The sequence below is a fragment of the Clostridium sp. J1101437_171009_A5 genome, from assembly GCF_015547905.1.
Classification (GTDB): domain Bacteria; phylum Bacillota; class Clostridia; order Oscillospirales; family Oscillospiraceae; genus Pseudoflavonifractor_A; species Pseudoflavonifractor_A gallinarum.
The window spans coordinates 455179-468243 of sequence record NZ_JADMVY010000001.1 but is presented as its reverse complement, the minus strand read 5'-3'; the positions used below and the strand labels follow the sequence as shown (position 1 = coordinate 468243).

The window sequence follows — 13065 nt, the reverse complement described above, 5'->3', positions numbered from 1 at the left end:
AATAGAGCGCCCGTCGGCCTCAGCGTGTCGAAATCTTTCGACACGCTTCTCAAAAATGCAGGCATTTTTTCGAGGGGATGCAGCCCCCTGCGTCGCACGCGCAAAGCGCGCACGCTTGTGGGCTGAGCAGAGTGTTTTCCGACGTACACGCCGCCGGAAAACACGATTTGACCCCCTTCCGTCGTCTGCGGACGACGGAACTCTGCGAGGCCCTTGCAGCACAAAGCGCAGAAATGCACCGCATCGCCAGACTGCCGACCGGCGCTCCGGATAGGAGCGCCGGTCTTTTTTTACGGAAACCAGTCTTTCAAAAATATCTTGACAAGATACTAGAACTGGTGTATGATATCCTCTAAGGAGATTATAGAACATTAGTACGAGGATATGCCATGGAACAGAGGAGACAGAGTGCATCGGACTGGGTCCGGATCCCGGCCGCCCTCCGGTATGACCGGCGGCTGTCCGCCAAGGCCAAGCTGCTGTACGGGGAGATCGAGGCCCTCGCCTGCCGGACGGGGTACTGCCACGCCCACAACGGCTATTTCTGCGCCCGCCTGGGGATGAGCGACCGGAGCGTCACCCGGCTGCTGGCCGAACTGGTCCGGGAGGGATACCTGCGCCTGGAGGTGCGCCGGGGGCCGGACCGGCAGGTGTTGGAGCGGCGGATCTTCCCCGGCCGGGCGGGGGAGGAGCGGGTACCCCCTCCCGACAGAAATGACGGGACCCCTCCTGACAAAATTGACGGGACCCCTCCCGACAAAAATGGCGGAGAGAGTAAGTCAAGAAAAGAGAATATTCCCCCTAAAGTCCCCCAGGAGGGGGACGGTGTGTTCCACAGGAGCGGGAGGCGGAAGACGCGGGGGGCGCGCAGGTATCACCTGGAGATGATCGACGGGGAGGAGGTCGTGGTCTATGATGACTGACGGACTGGAGGCCGAACAGGCGGTGGTGGGCTCCATCCTGCTGGACGGGCAGTGCCTGCCGGTGGTGGAGGGGCTGCTCCGGCCGGAGGACTTCGTGCTGGAGGCCGACCGGGCCATCTACCGCACGGCGGTGGCCCTGGCCCGGGCCAACCGGCCGGTGGACCCCCTGACCATCCTGGAGGAGGCCCGGACCCGGCACGCCGACGTGAGCCGGGAATACCTGATGCAGCTCATGGAGATCACCCCCACCGCCGCCAATGTGGAGCTCTACGCCCGGCAGGTGCGGGAGCAGTCGGTCCGCCGGGCCATCCGGAGCCTGGGGGAGGAGCTCCAGCGGCGGGTGGACGGGCACGACGAGACCGCCGCCATCCTGGCCCAGGCCGGGCGGCGGGTGGAGGAGCTCCAGACCGAGGGCGTGGGCGGGGACCTGCTGGCCCCGGAGGAGTCCCTCCTGGCCTTCTTCGACCACCGGGGGAAGGTGGACGCCGGGACGGCCTGCCGCTTCGTGCCCACCGGCTTCCGGGACATCGACCTGCTGCTGGGGGGCGGGATGCTGGCGGGGGGCATGTACATCCTGGCGGCCCGGCCGGGCATGGGCAAGACCACGGTGGCCCTCAACATCGCCGACCGGGTGGCCGAGCGGAGCGGGCCGGTCCTCTTCGTGTCCCTGGAGATGGACGAGGAGCAGCTCACGGCCAAGCGCCTGAGCCGCCTGGCCGGCATTCCGGGCAGCCGCCTGCTGATGGACCAGCTCACCGAGGAGGAGTATCAGAAGCTGGCCCAGGCCAGCGCCAAGCTCAGCTGCCTGCCCCTGCACATCAACCGCAGCCCCTCGGTCACGGTGGACGACATCGCCCTCCTGGCCCGGCAGGTGAAGGACCTCCGGCTCCTGGTGGTGGACTACATCGGAAAGATCTCCCCCGGCCGGGAGGGGCGGCGGAAGGACCGCATCGAGTACATGACCGAGATCTCGGGGGCCCTCAAGACCCTGGCCCGGACCCTGCGCATCCCGGCCCTGGTGCTCTGCCAGCTCAACCGCCAGACCGAGGGCCAGCGGGACCGGGTGCCCCAGCTCTCCCACCTGCGGGACACCGGGGCCATCGAGCAGGACGCCGACGGGGTGCTCTTCCTCTACCGGGCGGACTACTACGACCGGCACAGGCCCGGCGGCTTTGCCCCCTCCCCGCTGGAGATCATCGTGGCCAAGAACCGCCACGGCGGGACGGGGACGTGCGAGATGGCGGCCTGCCTGGCCCTGAGCAAGCTCCACCCGGTGAGCAACGATCCCCGGCGGGCCTGGCAGAGGGCCTGCGCGGCGGAGGGAGGGGGGAGGAAGGAGCATACCCCGGCGGAGAATGAGAAGAGTTCGGAGGAGAGGACAGGATGACCAATACGACCAACTATGGGCTGCGAAAGCCGGAGAAACAGGATCCCGTGGACATTGCGGACCTGAATTACAACGCCGACGCCATCGACGCGGCCATGCACGAGAACCGGACGACGCGGGCCGACCTGAAATTGTCCAACCTGGACACGGCCCAGGAGGCACTGGCCAATTTGGGGGCGGAGGTGCGCAGGAACCTGCTGTGCAACGGCTGCTTTACCGGCGGGGGCAGCCAGAAGGGGGAGGGAGCCCTCCCCATCAATCAGCGGGGGGCGGTCCTCTACACGGGGGGCTACACCATGGACGGCTGGAAGCTGAGCGGGGGCACGCTGGCCATAAAGGAGGACTGCGTCGAGGTGGAGGCCCCGGCGGAAGCCCTGGTTACGCTGGAGTGCGCCGTGGAAGCGCCCGCCCAATACAGCGGCAGGACCCTCACGCTGTCCGCGCTGGCCGAGCGGGTCAGCGGGACGGAGTACTGCTATATCACGAACATCTTTGACACCTATAAAAAAGATGCGGCCATTCCGGACGAAAAGGGGGTCTGCGCCCTGACGGATACCGCCGGGACGCTGACCGCCGCCCTGAAATTTGTGTTTGTGTGCGGCAAGGGGTGCAAGATCCGGCTGTACGCCGCAAAGCTGGAGGAGGGGGAGGTCCAGACGCTGAGCTGGAGAGATGCGTCTGGCAGGCCGCAGCTCTTTGCCGGGCCGGAATACGGGAAGGAGCTGGCCGCCTGCCAGCGGTATTTCCAGCTCTATTCCTCGGCGGACCAGCGGCCTGAGCGAGCGGTCGACTGCCGCCCGGTCATGCGGATCGACCCCACCCCCGGAACGGTCCGGATCGGGGAGGTCACTTATTACACGAATTCGGCGGAACTGTAAAGGAGGGGCTATGCTTTACGAAGAGAAGATCACCGTGTACGTCCGGTTGGACGGCGACAGGATCACAGACATCAACAGCTCCGCGTTTCTGGGCGACACCCGCGGATGGACGGCCATCGACGCCGGAACCGGAGACCGGTTTCGGCACGCATATCGGCACTATCTCCCGGGCCGGCCGCTGGACGGCGACGGCATATCCCTGTGGAAGCTGGCGGGCGGCAAGCCGGTGGAGCGCACAGCGGAGGAGATCGCGGCCGACCGGGCGGCGCTGGTCCCGCCCGCACCCACCGCGCTGGAGCAGCTCCGGGCGGACGTGGATTTTCTGGCCATCATGCAGGGGGTGGAACTGTGAATGTGGAGGAACTGGCCCGGAAATACTATCCCCGCCTCTGGGACGAGCGGCGCATCGAGGCGCTGGTGGCGGCGGGCCGCCTGAGCCGGGAGGCGGCGGAGGCCATCCTGCGCGAAGCGGAGCAGGCCTGAGAGGCAAACGAGCAGAAAATCCCCGGAGCAGACACCGCCTCGGGCTGGCGGGCCGACCCGGGAGGGAGACAAGGAGGACACCATGAGCAGACAGTACACCGTCACGCCCGCCGTGGGCGTGAACATCCGCAGCGGCCCGGGTACGGGCTATGGAAAGACGGGAGCCTATCCCTGCGGAACGGTGGTCACCGTCCTGGAGGAGAAGGAGGGATGGGGACGCACCGACAAGGGCTGGGTCTCCCTGGACTACCTGGAGCCGGTGGAGACGGCCGGGCGGGTCACCGACAACGGCATCGCAATCCAGAGCGACTACATCCCCCAGGGCCGGAAGAACCGCCCCGGCGGAGCAAACCCATGCCGCTACCTCACCATCCACGAGACCGGGAACGCCGCCCGGGGGGCGGACGCCGCGGCCCACGCCTCCTACCTGAAGGGGGACAGTGCGGCCAACGCCCTGGTGAGCTGGCACTACACGGTGGATGACCACGCCATTGTCCAGCACCTGCCGGATACCGAGACGGCCTATCACGCCGGGGATGGGGCCAAGGGCCCCGGCAACGCCCAGAGCATCGGCATGGAGCTCTGCGTGGACGCGGGCGGAGACTGGGAAAAGGCCAAACAGAACGCGGCCGCCCTGGTGCGCCTCCTGAGGGCGGAGCACGGCATCCCCCTGGAGCGGGTGGTGCAGCACCACCACTGGAACGGCAAGGACTGCCCTCATACCATCCGGCACACCCCCGGCAGCTGGGAGGAGTTCCTGAAGCTTTGCGAAGGGGAGGCCCCCAATGTGTCCGACTTGGACACCGATGTGGAGGTGCTGGCCCGGGCCGGGATCGTGACCAGCCCGGACTACTGGAAGACCGGCAGCGGCTACGCGGACGCCAATGTGGTGTGTTTGATCCACGCCATGGCGGAGCATATTAGAAAGGGGAAAGATTGATATGGAGCATGTGAATACGCTCAAGGTCGCGCTGTCGGCCTTCTGCGCTGCCCTCACCGCACTGTGGGGCTGGTTTGGCTGGCTGGTCATTGCCTGGATCGCCTGCATGGCCATCGACTATGCCACCGGGTCCTGCGCGGCGCTGCGGGCGGGGAAGTGGTCCAGCCAGGCCGCCAGAGATGGCATCTGGCACAAGCTGGGGGCGGTGGTGGCGGTCATCGTGGCTGGTATCTTGGACATGGTGATCAGCATGATCCTGGAGCATATGCCTGGCATAAGCCTTCCGTTTACATATGAGATCTTTTTCTGCCCGCTGGTGATCGTGTGGTATATCCTCACAGAAACGGGGAGTATCATCGAGAACGCCGGAGCGCTGGGGGCGGATATCCCACCCTGGCTTACGAAAGCCATTGAGTCCCTGCGGGAAAAGGTGGACGACGGGGCAGGAGCACAAGAGGATACAAAGTGAAGAATGCCCACAGGGATTGCCTCCAGTAGCAGGAAGAAAACATAGGATTCCTTGTATCTGTTTTTGTATCTTTTAAAAGCGATAAAGATGGGTATTTTGAAGCGTTATTTACCTTAAATTTACAGAAGTTAAGAAAACAAAAAGTCCTAGAACCGTTGCGGCTCTAGGACTTTTTAATGGTGACCCGTCGGGGATTCGAACCCCGGACCCACTGCTTAAAAGGCAGTTGCTCTGCCGACTGAGCTAACGAGTCATATTCAGATAAAATGGCAGGGATGGCTGGGTTCGAACCAGCGAATGCGGGAGTCAAAGTCCCGTGCCTTACCACTTGGCTACACCCCTACATTACGCAAGCCCAAAAGGGAAGGGCCGGAGCGGACGCTCCGGCCCTTCCGCCTTGAGTTGTTATGGGGTGGGTAATGGGACTCGAACCCACGACCCTCGGAACCACAATCCGATGCTCTAACCAACTGAGCTACACCCACCATATGTACAACCGCTGGACACCACCACGCCGTGTGGTAATGGCACGCCTGAAGGGACTCGAACCCCTGACCCACTGCTTAGAAGGCAGTTGCTCTATCCACCTGAGCTACAGGCGCATATGGAGCGGGTGATGGGAATCGAACCCACGCGACCAGCTTGGAAGGCTGGGATTCTACCATTGAACTACACCCGCATGGGCTTGCGGACGCCTTAGCGATGTCAGCTCAGTTATAATAGCATGGGTCTGTCCAAATGTCAACTACTTTTTTTGAAAATTTTGAAAAAAGCGGGATGGGAAACAAAAGGTCCCTCCCGCGCCCGGAGGCAGGGGAGGGACGGAGTACATCAATTCTCGGCCTCCAGGGGCTGGATGACCCGCTGGTAGAGATGCCGCAGATAGAAGATACACAGCAGGAAGGCCACCAGCTCCGCAATGGGGAAGGACCACCAGATCAGGGTCAGGTTCCCGCTCAGGGAGAGGAGGTAGGCCGCCGGCAGGAGGACCACCAGCTGACGGATGATGGAGATGACCATGCTGAGGAAGCCGTGGCCCAGGGCCTGAAGGGTGGAGGACACGATCACGTTGAACCCGGCGAACAGGAAGCTGATGCAGATGATCTTCAGGGCGGGCACGCCGATGGCCAGCATGTTCTCGGAGGCCTTGAAGAGCATCAGGATCTGGGCGCTGAAGAACTGGATCACCAGGAGGCCGGCCAGCATGATGAGCACGGCCGCGATGATGCACAGCCGGATGGCCTGCACCATGCGCTCCTTCTTCCGGGCGCCGTAGTTGTAGGCCACGATGGGGACCATGCCGTTGTTCAGGCCGAAGATGGGCATGAACACGAAGCTCTGGAACTTGAAGTAGATGCCCAGCACCGCCGTGGCCGTGGCCGTAAAGGCGCCCACGATCTGGTTGAGGCCGAAGGTCATCACCGAGCCGATGGAGTTCATCACGATGGAGGGGATGCCCACCGAGTAGATCCGCAGGATGATGTGGCCGTCCGGGCGGAAGCCCCGCAGGGAGAGGTGAATATCATGGTTGCAGGCGGCGTTGAAGAAGACCGCCAGGATGCCCGCCACGATCTGTCCGGTCACGGTGGCGATGGCCGCGCCGGCAATGCCCGTCTGGGGGAAGGGTCCAAGGCCGAAGATCAGGATGGGGTCGAGCACGATGTTGATGACCGCGCCTACGCCCTGGGTGATCATGGTATAGAAGGTGCGCCCGGTGGCCTGCAGGAGCCGCTCCATGGTGATCTCAATGAAGATGCCCACACAGCCCAGGGAGCAGATGCGCAGGTAGAGGGTGCCGTACTCCACGATCTGGGGATCGGTGCTCTGCACGGCGAAGAAGACCCGGGCGGTCAGGGTGCCCAGGACGGTGAAGACCAGGCAGCTGATGACGGCCAGAAAGACCGCGTTCTCGGCGGCCCGGTTGGCGATGTCGTAGTTTTTCTCGCCCAGGCTGCGGGATAGCAGGGCGTTGACGCCCACGCCGGTGCCCACCGCCACGGCGATCATCAGGTTCTGAATGGGAAAGGCCATGGAGACGGCGGTGAGGGACTCCTCATTGATCCAGGAGACGAACACGCTGTCCACCACATTGTAGAGGGCCTGGATCAGCATGGACAGGATCATGGGCAGGGACATGGTAAAAATGAGCTTGCCCACCGGCATAACGCCCATTTTATTTTCGGTCATAGACGCACCTCCAGCAAAATTGGAGCCGCAGCACGAGGCTGCGGCCAGAGTAGAACGGATTTACAAATCCTATTCTACCGAGATTTGGAGGAAACGTCAACTATGAAGCGCGAAATTTGTTAGAAAAAACGAAAAAGCGGCAGAACCCAGGGAGAGGGGGGCTCCCTTTGCACAAAAGGGAACCTCAGCATGCCAAAAAAGGAGCGGCTAGGAGGCGGGGAGCCAGCCGGGCCGGGCGGCCAGGGCAAACCCGGCCCCCGCGGCGTCGGCGGTGATGACCACGCCCCCCAGACTGCGGGAGCAGTGGAGCACCGGCACCGTGCCGTCGGGGGCGGGCGTCAGGGCCAGCCCGATGTGGGAGAGGTCGGGGAAGCAGAGAAGGTCCCCGGGCAGGAGGTCGGACCAGTCGATGGGGGTGCTGGCGGCGTACTGGGCCCGCACCCCGTCCCCCACCAGGGCAAGGGCGTCGGAGTCCTCCAGGGTGTTGGCCGCGGCCCAGGAGACCAGGCCGGAGCAGTCCAGACCGTAGGGGAGGCGCTTGCCCGAGTCGGCGCAGCCGGGGGCGGTGACCTGCCGGAGCTCTCCCCAGGCCGGGTCCCAGCCGGGGGCGGCGGACTTTCCGCCCCAGAAGTAGGGCACATGGCCCACCAGGGTGCAGGCATGCTCCAGGAGGGCCCTGCGCTGGGGGGAGAGGGAGGCGGGCAGGGCCTCCAGGGCGGCGCGGGCCGCGGGGACCATGGCGGGGGCGGAAGGGGTCTCCGGCCTGGGGGAGCGGAGGGGGAAGAGCAGGGCCAGGCACAGGCACAGGAGGACCGCCCCCCAGCACAGGGGGATGGCGGCGGCTCCGGTGGGCCGGGCGGGACGGACAGCCGGACGGGGCATCCTCTCAGACTCCTTTCGGGGGCACGCCGGGGGCGCGAACACCATAGGATAGGAGGAGGAAACTCCCTTTCCTCCTGGCAGAGACTGCCAACATCATCCATATGTCCGGAGGGTTTCATATATGAGAGAACAACCACGACTGAGCGCCCTGGGTGTGGGCGAGGAGGCACGGGTGTGCCGGGTGGAGGCCGCCTCGGCCCTGAGGCGGCGGCTGATGGATCTGGGGTTGGTCCCCGGCACCCGGGTGACCTGTGTGGGCAAGAGTCCGGCGGGGGACCCGGCGGCCTATGCCTTCCGGGGAGCGGTCATCGCCCTGCGCCGGGCGGACGCGGAGGAGGTCTGTCTCTTTGCGGGGGCGGAGCTCCCCCTGGAAGAGGAGGCGGTGGGCGCATGGGACTGACCGCGGCCTCCACCGGTACGGGCGCGGTGGAGGGGAAATGGGTCCTGCGCCGGGAACACCCGGAGGACCGGGTCATCGCCCTGGCGGGGAACCCCAACGTGGGGAAATCCACCCTCTTCAACGCCCTGACCCATCTGCGGCAGCACACCGGCAACTGGCCGGGAAAGACGGTGGCGGCCGCCCAGGGGCGGTGTGAACACAAAGGGCGGGGCTATCTGCTGGTGGATCTTCCGGGGACCTACTCCCTCCTGGCCCGCTCGGCGGAGGAGGAGGCGGCCCGGGATTTTCTCTGCTTCGGCGGGGCGGACGCGGCGGTGGTGGTGTGTGACGCCACCGGGCTGGAGCGCAACCTGAACCTGGTCCTCCAGACCCTGGAGCTCCACAGCCGCACGGTGGTGTGCGTCAATCTCCTGGACGAGGCGGAGCGGAAGGGGATCTCGGTGGACCTGGCGGAGCTCTCCCGGCGGCTGGGGGTCCCGGTGGTGGGGACGGCGGCCGGCCGGGGGGAGGGGCTGGAGGAGCTCCTGGCGGCGGTGGAGGACGTGATCGCCCATCCGCCCCAGGCAAAACTCCCCCGGTATCTCCCGCCCATCGAGCGGGCGCTGGAGGTGCTGACCACCCAGGTGTCCGGGCGGTGCGGGGCCCTTCCGCCCCGGTGGACGGCCCTGCGCCTGCTGGACGGGGAGAGCTCCGCGCTGGCGTCCATCACACAGGCCCTGGGCCGGGACCTGCGGGAGGAGCCGGGCATCGCCCGCTGTCTCACCGAGGTGCGCGCCGAGCTGGCCAGGGTGGGCCTGGAGGGGGAGCTGCTCCGGGAGCGGCTGGTCTCCTGCCTCATCTGGCGGGCCGAGGACATGGCCCACGCCGTGGTCTCCTCGGTTCAGGCGGACAGCCACCGCCGGGACCGGCGGCTGGACCGGATCTTCACCAGCCGTCTGACCGGGATCCCGGTGATGCTCCTGCTGCTGGCCGGGGTGTTCTGGCTGACCCTGGCGGGGGCCAACTACCCCTCTCAGCTCCTCTCCCAGGGGCTGTTCTGGCTCCAGGACCGGCTGAGCGGGCTCTTTACTTACCTGGGCGCGCCCCAGTGGCTCCACGACATGCTGGTGCTGGGGGTGTACCGGACCCTGGCCTGGGTGGTGGGAGTCATGCTGCCCCCCATGGCCATCTTCTTCCCCCTCTTTACCCTGCTGGAGGACTTCGGGTACCTGCCCCGGGTGGCCTTTGTGCTGGACCACGCCTTCCAGAAGGCCCACGCCTGCGGCAAGCAGGCCCTCACCATGGCCATGGGCTTCGGGTGCAACGCGGCGGGGGTGACCGGGTGCCGCATCATCGACTCCCCCCGGGAGCGGCTCATCGCCATGCTGACCAACAGCTTTGTGCCCTGCAACGGCCGCTTTCCCACCCTGATCGCCCTGATCTCCATGTTCTTCGTGGGGACCGCCGGGGGATGGGGGGAGAGCCTGGGGGCGGCGGTCCTCCTGACGGGGCTCATCGTGCTGGGGGTGGTTCTGACCTTCTGGGCCTCCCGGCTCCTCTCGGCCACCGTGCTGAAGGGGACCCCCTCCTCCTTTACGCTGGAATTGCCCCCCTACCGCCGGCCCCGGGTGGGGCAGGTGATCGTGCGCTCGGTGCTGGACCGCACCCTCTTCGTGCTGGCCCGGGCGGCGGCGGTGGCCGCTCCGGCGGGGCTGGTGATCTGGCTGTGCGCCAATGTGGAGGTGCAGGGGGTGAGCATCCTCCAGCACTGCACCGCCTTTCTGGACCCCCTGGGGCGGCTGATGGGGCTGGACGGAGTGATCCTGATGGCCTTTCTCCTGGGCTTTCCGGCCAACGAGATCGTCCTGCCCCTGATCCTGATGACCTATCTCTCCTCCGGGAGCCTGCTGGAGCTGGGGGAGCTGGAGGAGATGCGGGCTTTGTTGGTGGAGCAGGGCTGGACCGGACTGACCGCGGTGTGCATGATCCTCTTCTCCCTCTTCCACTGGCCCTGCTCCACCACCTGTCTCACGGTGCGGAAGGAGAGCGGCAGCTGGAAGTGGACGGCGCTGGCCTGGCTTCTGCCCACGGCGGTGGGGATGGGGCTGTGCATCCTGACGGCCGCCCTGGCCCGCCTGTTGGGTCTTGTGTGAGCATAAGAAAAGAGGGGGAGAGCGCCATAGGGCGCTCTCCCCCTCTTAAAAATGCCTGCATGTTTTTTAGTCGCGGAAAACCAGGTGCAGCTTCCGGTTGGTGTTGGCGGCCTGGGTCAGGACGCCCAGCAGCTGCTTTCCCCAGCTGCTCTCCCGCATCAGGTCGGCCCCGATGAGTACCAGACCCAGGGAGGTTTCCCCGTCGCTGAGGGTGTCCGACAGGCAGGAGAGGACGTCGTCCCCCTCCGGCAGGGACAGGGCGCGGCAGAGATAGGGCGCCCCCCGCTCCTCATCCAACAGGTGCCAGGCCTCCAGCCGCACCACGGTGGTTTCTTCCATTGGAAAGGACCTCCTTACATTTGAGAATCAAAATCGGCTGCCGCGCCGGCAGTTCGGTCCGGCGCGGCAGCGTTCCAAGGGGGCGTGGGATCACGCCTGTCTGGCCCGGTCGGCCAGGATGAGTTTTTTCAGGGCCTCGATGCCCACCTCGATGGCGGCGGAGAGATCGTGGCTCTCGGCCTGATCGAGGCCGGCCAGCTCCCGCTCCTGGTTCCAGATCACGTGGAAGCAGGAGCCGCAGCGCACGCCCAGGGCGGCGGCGCAGCAGAAGAGGGCGGCCGATTCCATCTCGGAGGCCAGCACGCCCAGGCGCTTCCAGGCCTCCCACTTGTGGAGCAGCTCGTAGGACACGGGCATGCGGCTGGGGTCGTGCTGCCCGTAGAAGGAGTCCTTGCACTGGACCACGCCGGCGTGCCAGGGCTTGCCCAGGTCCTTGGCGGCGGCCACCAGGGCCTCCTGGACCTCGTAGTCGGACACGGCGGGGAACTCGATGGGGGCGTACTCCCGGCTGGCTCCCTCGTGGCGGATGGCGCCGGTGGCGATGACCACGTCGTCGCTCTTGACCTTCAGGTTGATGCCGCCGCAGGTGCCCACCCGGATAAAGGTGTCGGCGCCGATCTTGTGCAGCTCCTCCATGGCGATGACGGCGGAGGGGCCGCCGATGCCGGTGGAGCACACGCTCACCTTTTCCCCCAGCAGGGTGCCGGTGTAGGTGGTGTACTCCCGGTTGGACTGGACCTTGACCGGGTTGTCGAAGTAGGCGGCGATCTTCTCGCAGCGGCCGGGATCGCCGGGCAGGATGCAGTAGCGGCCCACGTCGCCCTGCCCACACTGGATATGGAATTGCAGTTCATGCTCATGCATACAAAATCACCTCATGTTTCCAAATCAGAATCCGTTCAGAAGGAGAGCGCGGCGCGCAGCGGGGCGAAACCGCGCTCTATGTGCGGTTTGGAACAGCTTTATTATAGAACAGATCGAACAAAGTCGCAAGAACATTTGACATCTGCGCCGGTTTTGTAACCATTTGTTGTTGTTTTTTTGATCATATTACAGTACAATAGGGAAGCCGTATCCCATGGAAGCGAGGTGTCCTATGAAAAAGGCCGTTTCCCTGTGCGTGCTCGTCCTGTGCTGCTGCGTTGCGATCGGAAGTCTGTGCACCAGCAGTTTTTTCTTTGGGAGAGAACTGCCCGTGCGCAATACGATGCGCACCGCCTCCTCCGCCGCACTGCCCAGCCGCGGTACCGCCCCGTCCCGCGAGACGGCGCGCCCTCCCCTGGACACAGGGGACGACGCCCTCCTGCTGGAGCGGGCCAAGGAAGTGCTGACGAGCCTGTCAGAGGAAGACTATGCCGCATTGAGTCAAATGGTCCATCCGGTCAAGGGTGTGACCTTCACCCCCTACTCCACCGTGGACCCGGAGAGCGATCTGTGCTTCCTGCCCGACCAGATCGCCGATGCCGCGGAGGACAAGACCCGGTATCTCTGGGGATTCCGGGACGGTGTGGGCGACCAGATCAGTCTGACCATACCGGAGTATATCCGTACCTATGTGTACAATGCCGACTATCTCTATGCCCCCGAGCAGGCGGTGGACCAGGTGCTGGCCAGTGGCAACGCCCTGGAGAATGTCCGGGAGATCTTCCCGGAGGACCGCTTTGTGGAGTGCTACTTTCCCGGCCTGCAGCCGGAGAAGGAGCAGTTCGACTGGTGCTCCCTCAAGCTGGTGTTTTCCGCCTATGAGGAGCAGTGGTATCTGGTGGGGCTGATCCACAGCGAGTGGGTCATTTAAGCCGGCGGTAAAAGCGCTCTCTGTCTGTAGACGGAGGGCGCTTTTTGATGGGTTTGATTTGGTAATAATGGATGAAAAGAAAAGGATAAAATCATATAAATTGTGTAAAGAGTAAAAATGATATTGTCAGTACAATTATGGAACAGGAAGAGCTTGCAAAATGCAGTGGATTTGCGCTAAGATTAAGGCATCAAAGAGAGAAGGAAGCCGCCCCTTAGCGTGGTTTCCACATGATTAAAGGAGTTGGGAA

At 64.7% G+C, this 13065-nt stretch carries 14 protein-coding genes and 5 tRNA genes; 10 read left to right on the top strand and 9 right to left on the bottom strand.

Annotated elements, in window-relative coordinates:
* The first annotated feature begins 389 nt into the window (after positions 1 to 389).
* The 7 genes from I2C21_RS02495 to I2C21_RS02465 all read left to right on the top strand — a co-directional run bounded on the left by I2C21_RS02495 (position 390) and on the right by I2C21_RS02465 (position 5080).
* Entirely contained in the window at positions 390 to 923 is a 534-nt protein-coding gene (locus tag I2C21_RS02495; protein ID WP_195278418.1) for a helix-turn-helix domain-containing protein, read from the top strand.
* On the top strand, positions 913 to 2310 hold the full coding sequence (locus I2C21_RS02490) for a replicative DNA helicase (RefSeq protein ID WP_195278417.1): 1398 nt from the start codon (positions 913 to 915) through the stop codon (positions 2308 to 2310). Before I2C21_RS02495 ends, I2C21_RS02490 begins: the two co-directional genes overlap by 11 nt.
* Complete coding sequence (locus tag I2C21_RS02485; RefSeq protein ID WP_195278416.1) at positions 2307 to 3188, top strand: hypothetical protein; 882 nt, start codon at positions 2307 to 2309, stop codon at positions 3186 to 3188. Before I2C21_RS02490 ends, I2C21_RS02485 begins: the two co-directional genes overlap by 4 nt.
* Positions 3189 to 3198: 10 nt before the next feature.
* Positions 3199 to 3540 (top strand): hypothetical protein, encoded by a 342-nt coding sequence (locus I2C21_RS02480; protein ID WP_195278415.1) that lies wholly within the window; start codon positions 3199 to 3201, stop codon positions 3538 to 3540.
* Positions 3537 to 3671: an XkdX family protein gene (locus tag I2C21_RS02475; RefSeq protein ID WP_193536330.1), complete on the top strand. Its 135-nt coding sequence runs from the start codon at positions 3537 to 3539 to the stop codon at positions 3669 to 3671. Before I2C21_RS02480 ends, I2C21_RS02475 begins: the two co-directional genes overlap by 4 nt.
* Before the next feature lie 82 nt (positions 3672 to 3753).
* Positions 3754 to 4611: an N-acetylmuramoyl-L-alanine amidase gene (locus I2C21_RS02470; RefSeq protein WP_195278414.1), complete on the top strand. Its 858-nt coding sequence runs from the start codon at positions 3754 to 3756 to the stop codon at positions 4609 to 4611.
* Between the two features lies 1 nt (position 4612).
* Positions 4613 to 5080, top strand: a complete 468-nt coding sequence (locus I2C21_RS02465; protein ID WP_193536335.1) for a phage holin family protein — start codon at positions 4613 to 4615, stop codon at positions 5078 to 5080.
* Positions 5081 to 5257: 177 nt separating this feature from the next.
* On the opposite strand, the gene I2C21_RS02460 is transcribed toward I2C21_RS02465, so the two are convergent.
* From I2C21_RS02460 to I2C21_RS02430, 7 genes are all read right to left on the bottom strand, one after another.
* Positions 5258 to 5333: transfer RNA gene (locus I2C21_RS02460), tRNA-Lys, on the bottom strand.
* A gap of 14 nt (positions 5334 to 5347) precedes the next feature.
* Positions 5348 to 5422, bottom strand: a tRNA-Gln gene (locus tag I2C21_RS02455).
* A 66-nt stretch (positions 5423 to 5488) separates the two neighbouring features.
* Positions 5489 to 5565, bottom strand: a tRNA-His gene (locus I2C21_RS02450).
* Positions 5566 to 5605: 40 nt separating this feature from the next.
* Positions 5606 to 5682, bottom strand: a tRNA-Arg gene (locus I2C21_RS02445).
* Between the two features lie 3 nt (positions 5683 to 5685).
* Positions 5686 to 5759, bottom strand: a tRNA-Gly gene (locus tag I2C21_RS02440).
* A gap of 152 nt (positions 5760 to 5911) precedes the next feature.
* Entirely contained in the window at positions 5912 to 7267 is a 1356-nt protein-coding gene (locus I2C21_RS02435; RefSeq protein WP_195278413.1) for an MATE family efflux transporter, read from the bottom strand.
* Between the two features lie 207 nt (positions 7268 to 7474).
* Positions 7475 to 8149, bottom strand: coding sequence for a C40 family peptidase (locus I2C21_RS02430; protein WP_195278412.1), 675 nt, complete (start codon positions 8147 to 8149; stop codon positions 7475 to 7477).
* 121 nt (positions 8150 to 8270) lie between these two features.
* Here I2C21_RS02430 and I2C21_RS02425 point away from each other — a divergent pair, with 121 nt between their 5' ends.
* Positions 8271 to 8549, top strand: coding sequence for a FeoA family protein (locus tag I2C21_RS02425; RefSeq protein ID WP_101693633.1), 279 nt, complete (start codon positions 8271 to 8273; stop codon positions 8547 to 8549).
* Positions 8540 to 10681: a ferrous iron transport protein B gene (gene feoB, locus I2C21_RS02420; RefSeq protein ID WP_195278411.1), complete on the top strand. Its 2142-nt coding sequence runs from the start codon at positions 8540 to 8542 to the stop codon at positions 10679 to 10681. The genes I2C21_RS02425 and feoB overlap by 10 nt, the downstream gene beginning before the upstream one ends.
* A gap of 66 nt (positions 10682 to 10747) precedes the next feature.
* Here feoB and I2C21_RS02415 read toward each other — a convergent pair whose 3' ends face one another.
* Both I2C21_RS02415 and udp read right to left on the bottom strand, forming a co-directional pair.
* Complete coding sequence (locus tag I2C21_RS02415) at positions 10748 to 11020, bottom strand: hypothetical protein (RefSeq protein ID WP_101693632.1); 273 nt, start codon at positions 11018 to 11020, stop codon at positions 10748 to 10750.
* A 90-nt stretch (positions 11021 to 11110) separates the two neighbouring features.
* Positions 11111 to 11884 (bottom strand): uridine phosphorylase, encoded by a 774-nt coding sequence (udp, locus tag I2C21_RS02410; RefSeq protein ID WP_193536343.1) that lies wholly within the window; start codon positions 11882 to 11884, stop codon positions 11111 to 11113.
* 232 nt (positions 11885 to 12116) lie between these two features.
* Between udp and I2C21_RS02405 the strand changes: the two genes are divergently transcribed.
* Entirely contained in the window at positions 12117 to 12815 is a 699-nt protein-coding gene (locus tag I2C21_RS02405; RefSeq protein WP_195278410.1) for a hypothetical protein, read from the top strand.
* The last annotated feature ends 250 nt before the right edge of the window (positions 12816 to 13065 follow it).

Excerpts from the sequence above, each read along its gene's own strand:
- I2C21_RS02480 (WP_195278415.1), top strand. The coding sequence starts at position 3,199 with ATGCTTTACGAAGAGAAGATCACCGTGTACGTCCGGTTGGACGGCGAC.
- I2C21_RS02495 (WP_195278418.1), top strand. The coding sequence starts at position 390 with ATGGAACAGAGGAGACAGAGTGCATCGGACTGGGTCCGGATCCCGGCC.
- I2C21_RS02435 (WP_195278413.1), bottom strand. The coding sequence starts at position 7,267 with ATGACCGAAAATAAAATGGGCGTTATGCCGGTGGGCAAGCTCATTTTT.
- I2C21_RS02485 (WP_195278416.1), top strand. The coding sequence starts at position 2,307 with ATGACCAATACGACCAACTATGGGCTGCGAAAGCCGGAGAAACAGGAT.
- I2C21_RS02425 (WP_101693633.1), top strand. The coding sequence starts at position 8,271 with ATGAGAGAACAACCACGACTGAGCGCCCTGGGTGTGGGCGAGGAGGCA.
- I2C21_RS02465 (WP_193536335.1), top strand. The coding sequence starts at position 4,613 with ATGGAGCATGTGAATACGCTCAAGGTCGCGCTGTCGGCCTTCTGCGCT.
- I2C21_RS02490 (WP_195278417.1), top strand. The coding sequence starts at position 913 with ATGATGACTGACGGACTGGAGGCCGAACAGGCGGTGGTGGGCTCCATC.
- udp (WP_193536343.1), bottom strand. The coding sequence starts at position 11,884 with ATGCATGAGCATGAACTGCAATTCCATATCCAGTGTGGGCAGGGCGAC.
- I2C21_RS02415 (WP_101693632.1), bottom strand. The coding sequence starts at position 11,020 with ATGGAAGAAACCACCGTGGTGCGGCTGGAGGCCTGGCACCTGTTGGAT.
- I2C21_RS02405 (WP_195278410.1), top strand. The coding sequence starts at position 12,117 with ATGAAAAAGGCCGTTTCCCTGTGCGTGCTCGTCCTGTGCTGCTGCGTT.
- I2C21_RS02470 (WP_195278414.1), top strand. The coding sequence starts at position 3,754 with ATGAGCAGACAGTACACCGTCACGCCCGCCGTGGGCGTGAACATCCGC.
- feoB (WP_195278411.1), top strand. The coding sequence starts at position 8,540 with ATGGGACTGACCGCGGCCTCCACCGGTACGGGCGCGGTGGAGGGGAAA.
- I2C21_RS02430 (WP_195278412.1), bottom strand. The coding sequence starts at position 8,149 with ATGCCCCGTCCGGCTGTCCGTCCCGCCCGGCCCACCGGAGCCGCCGCC.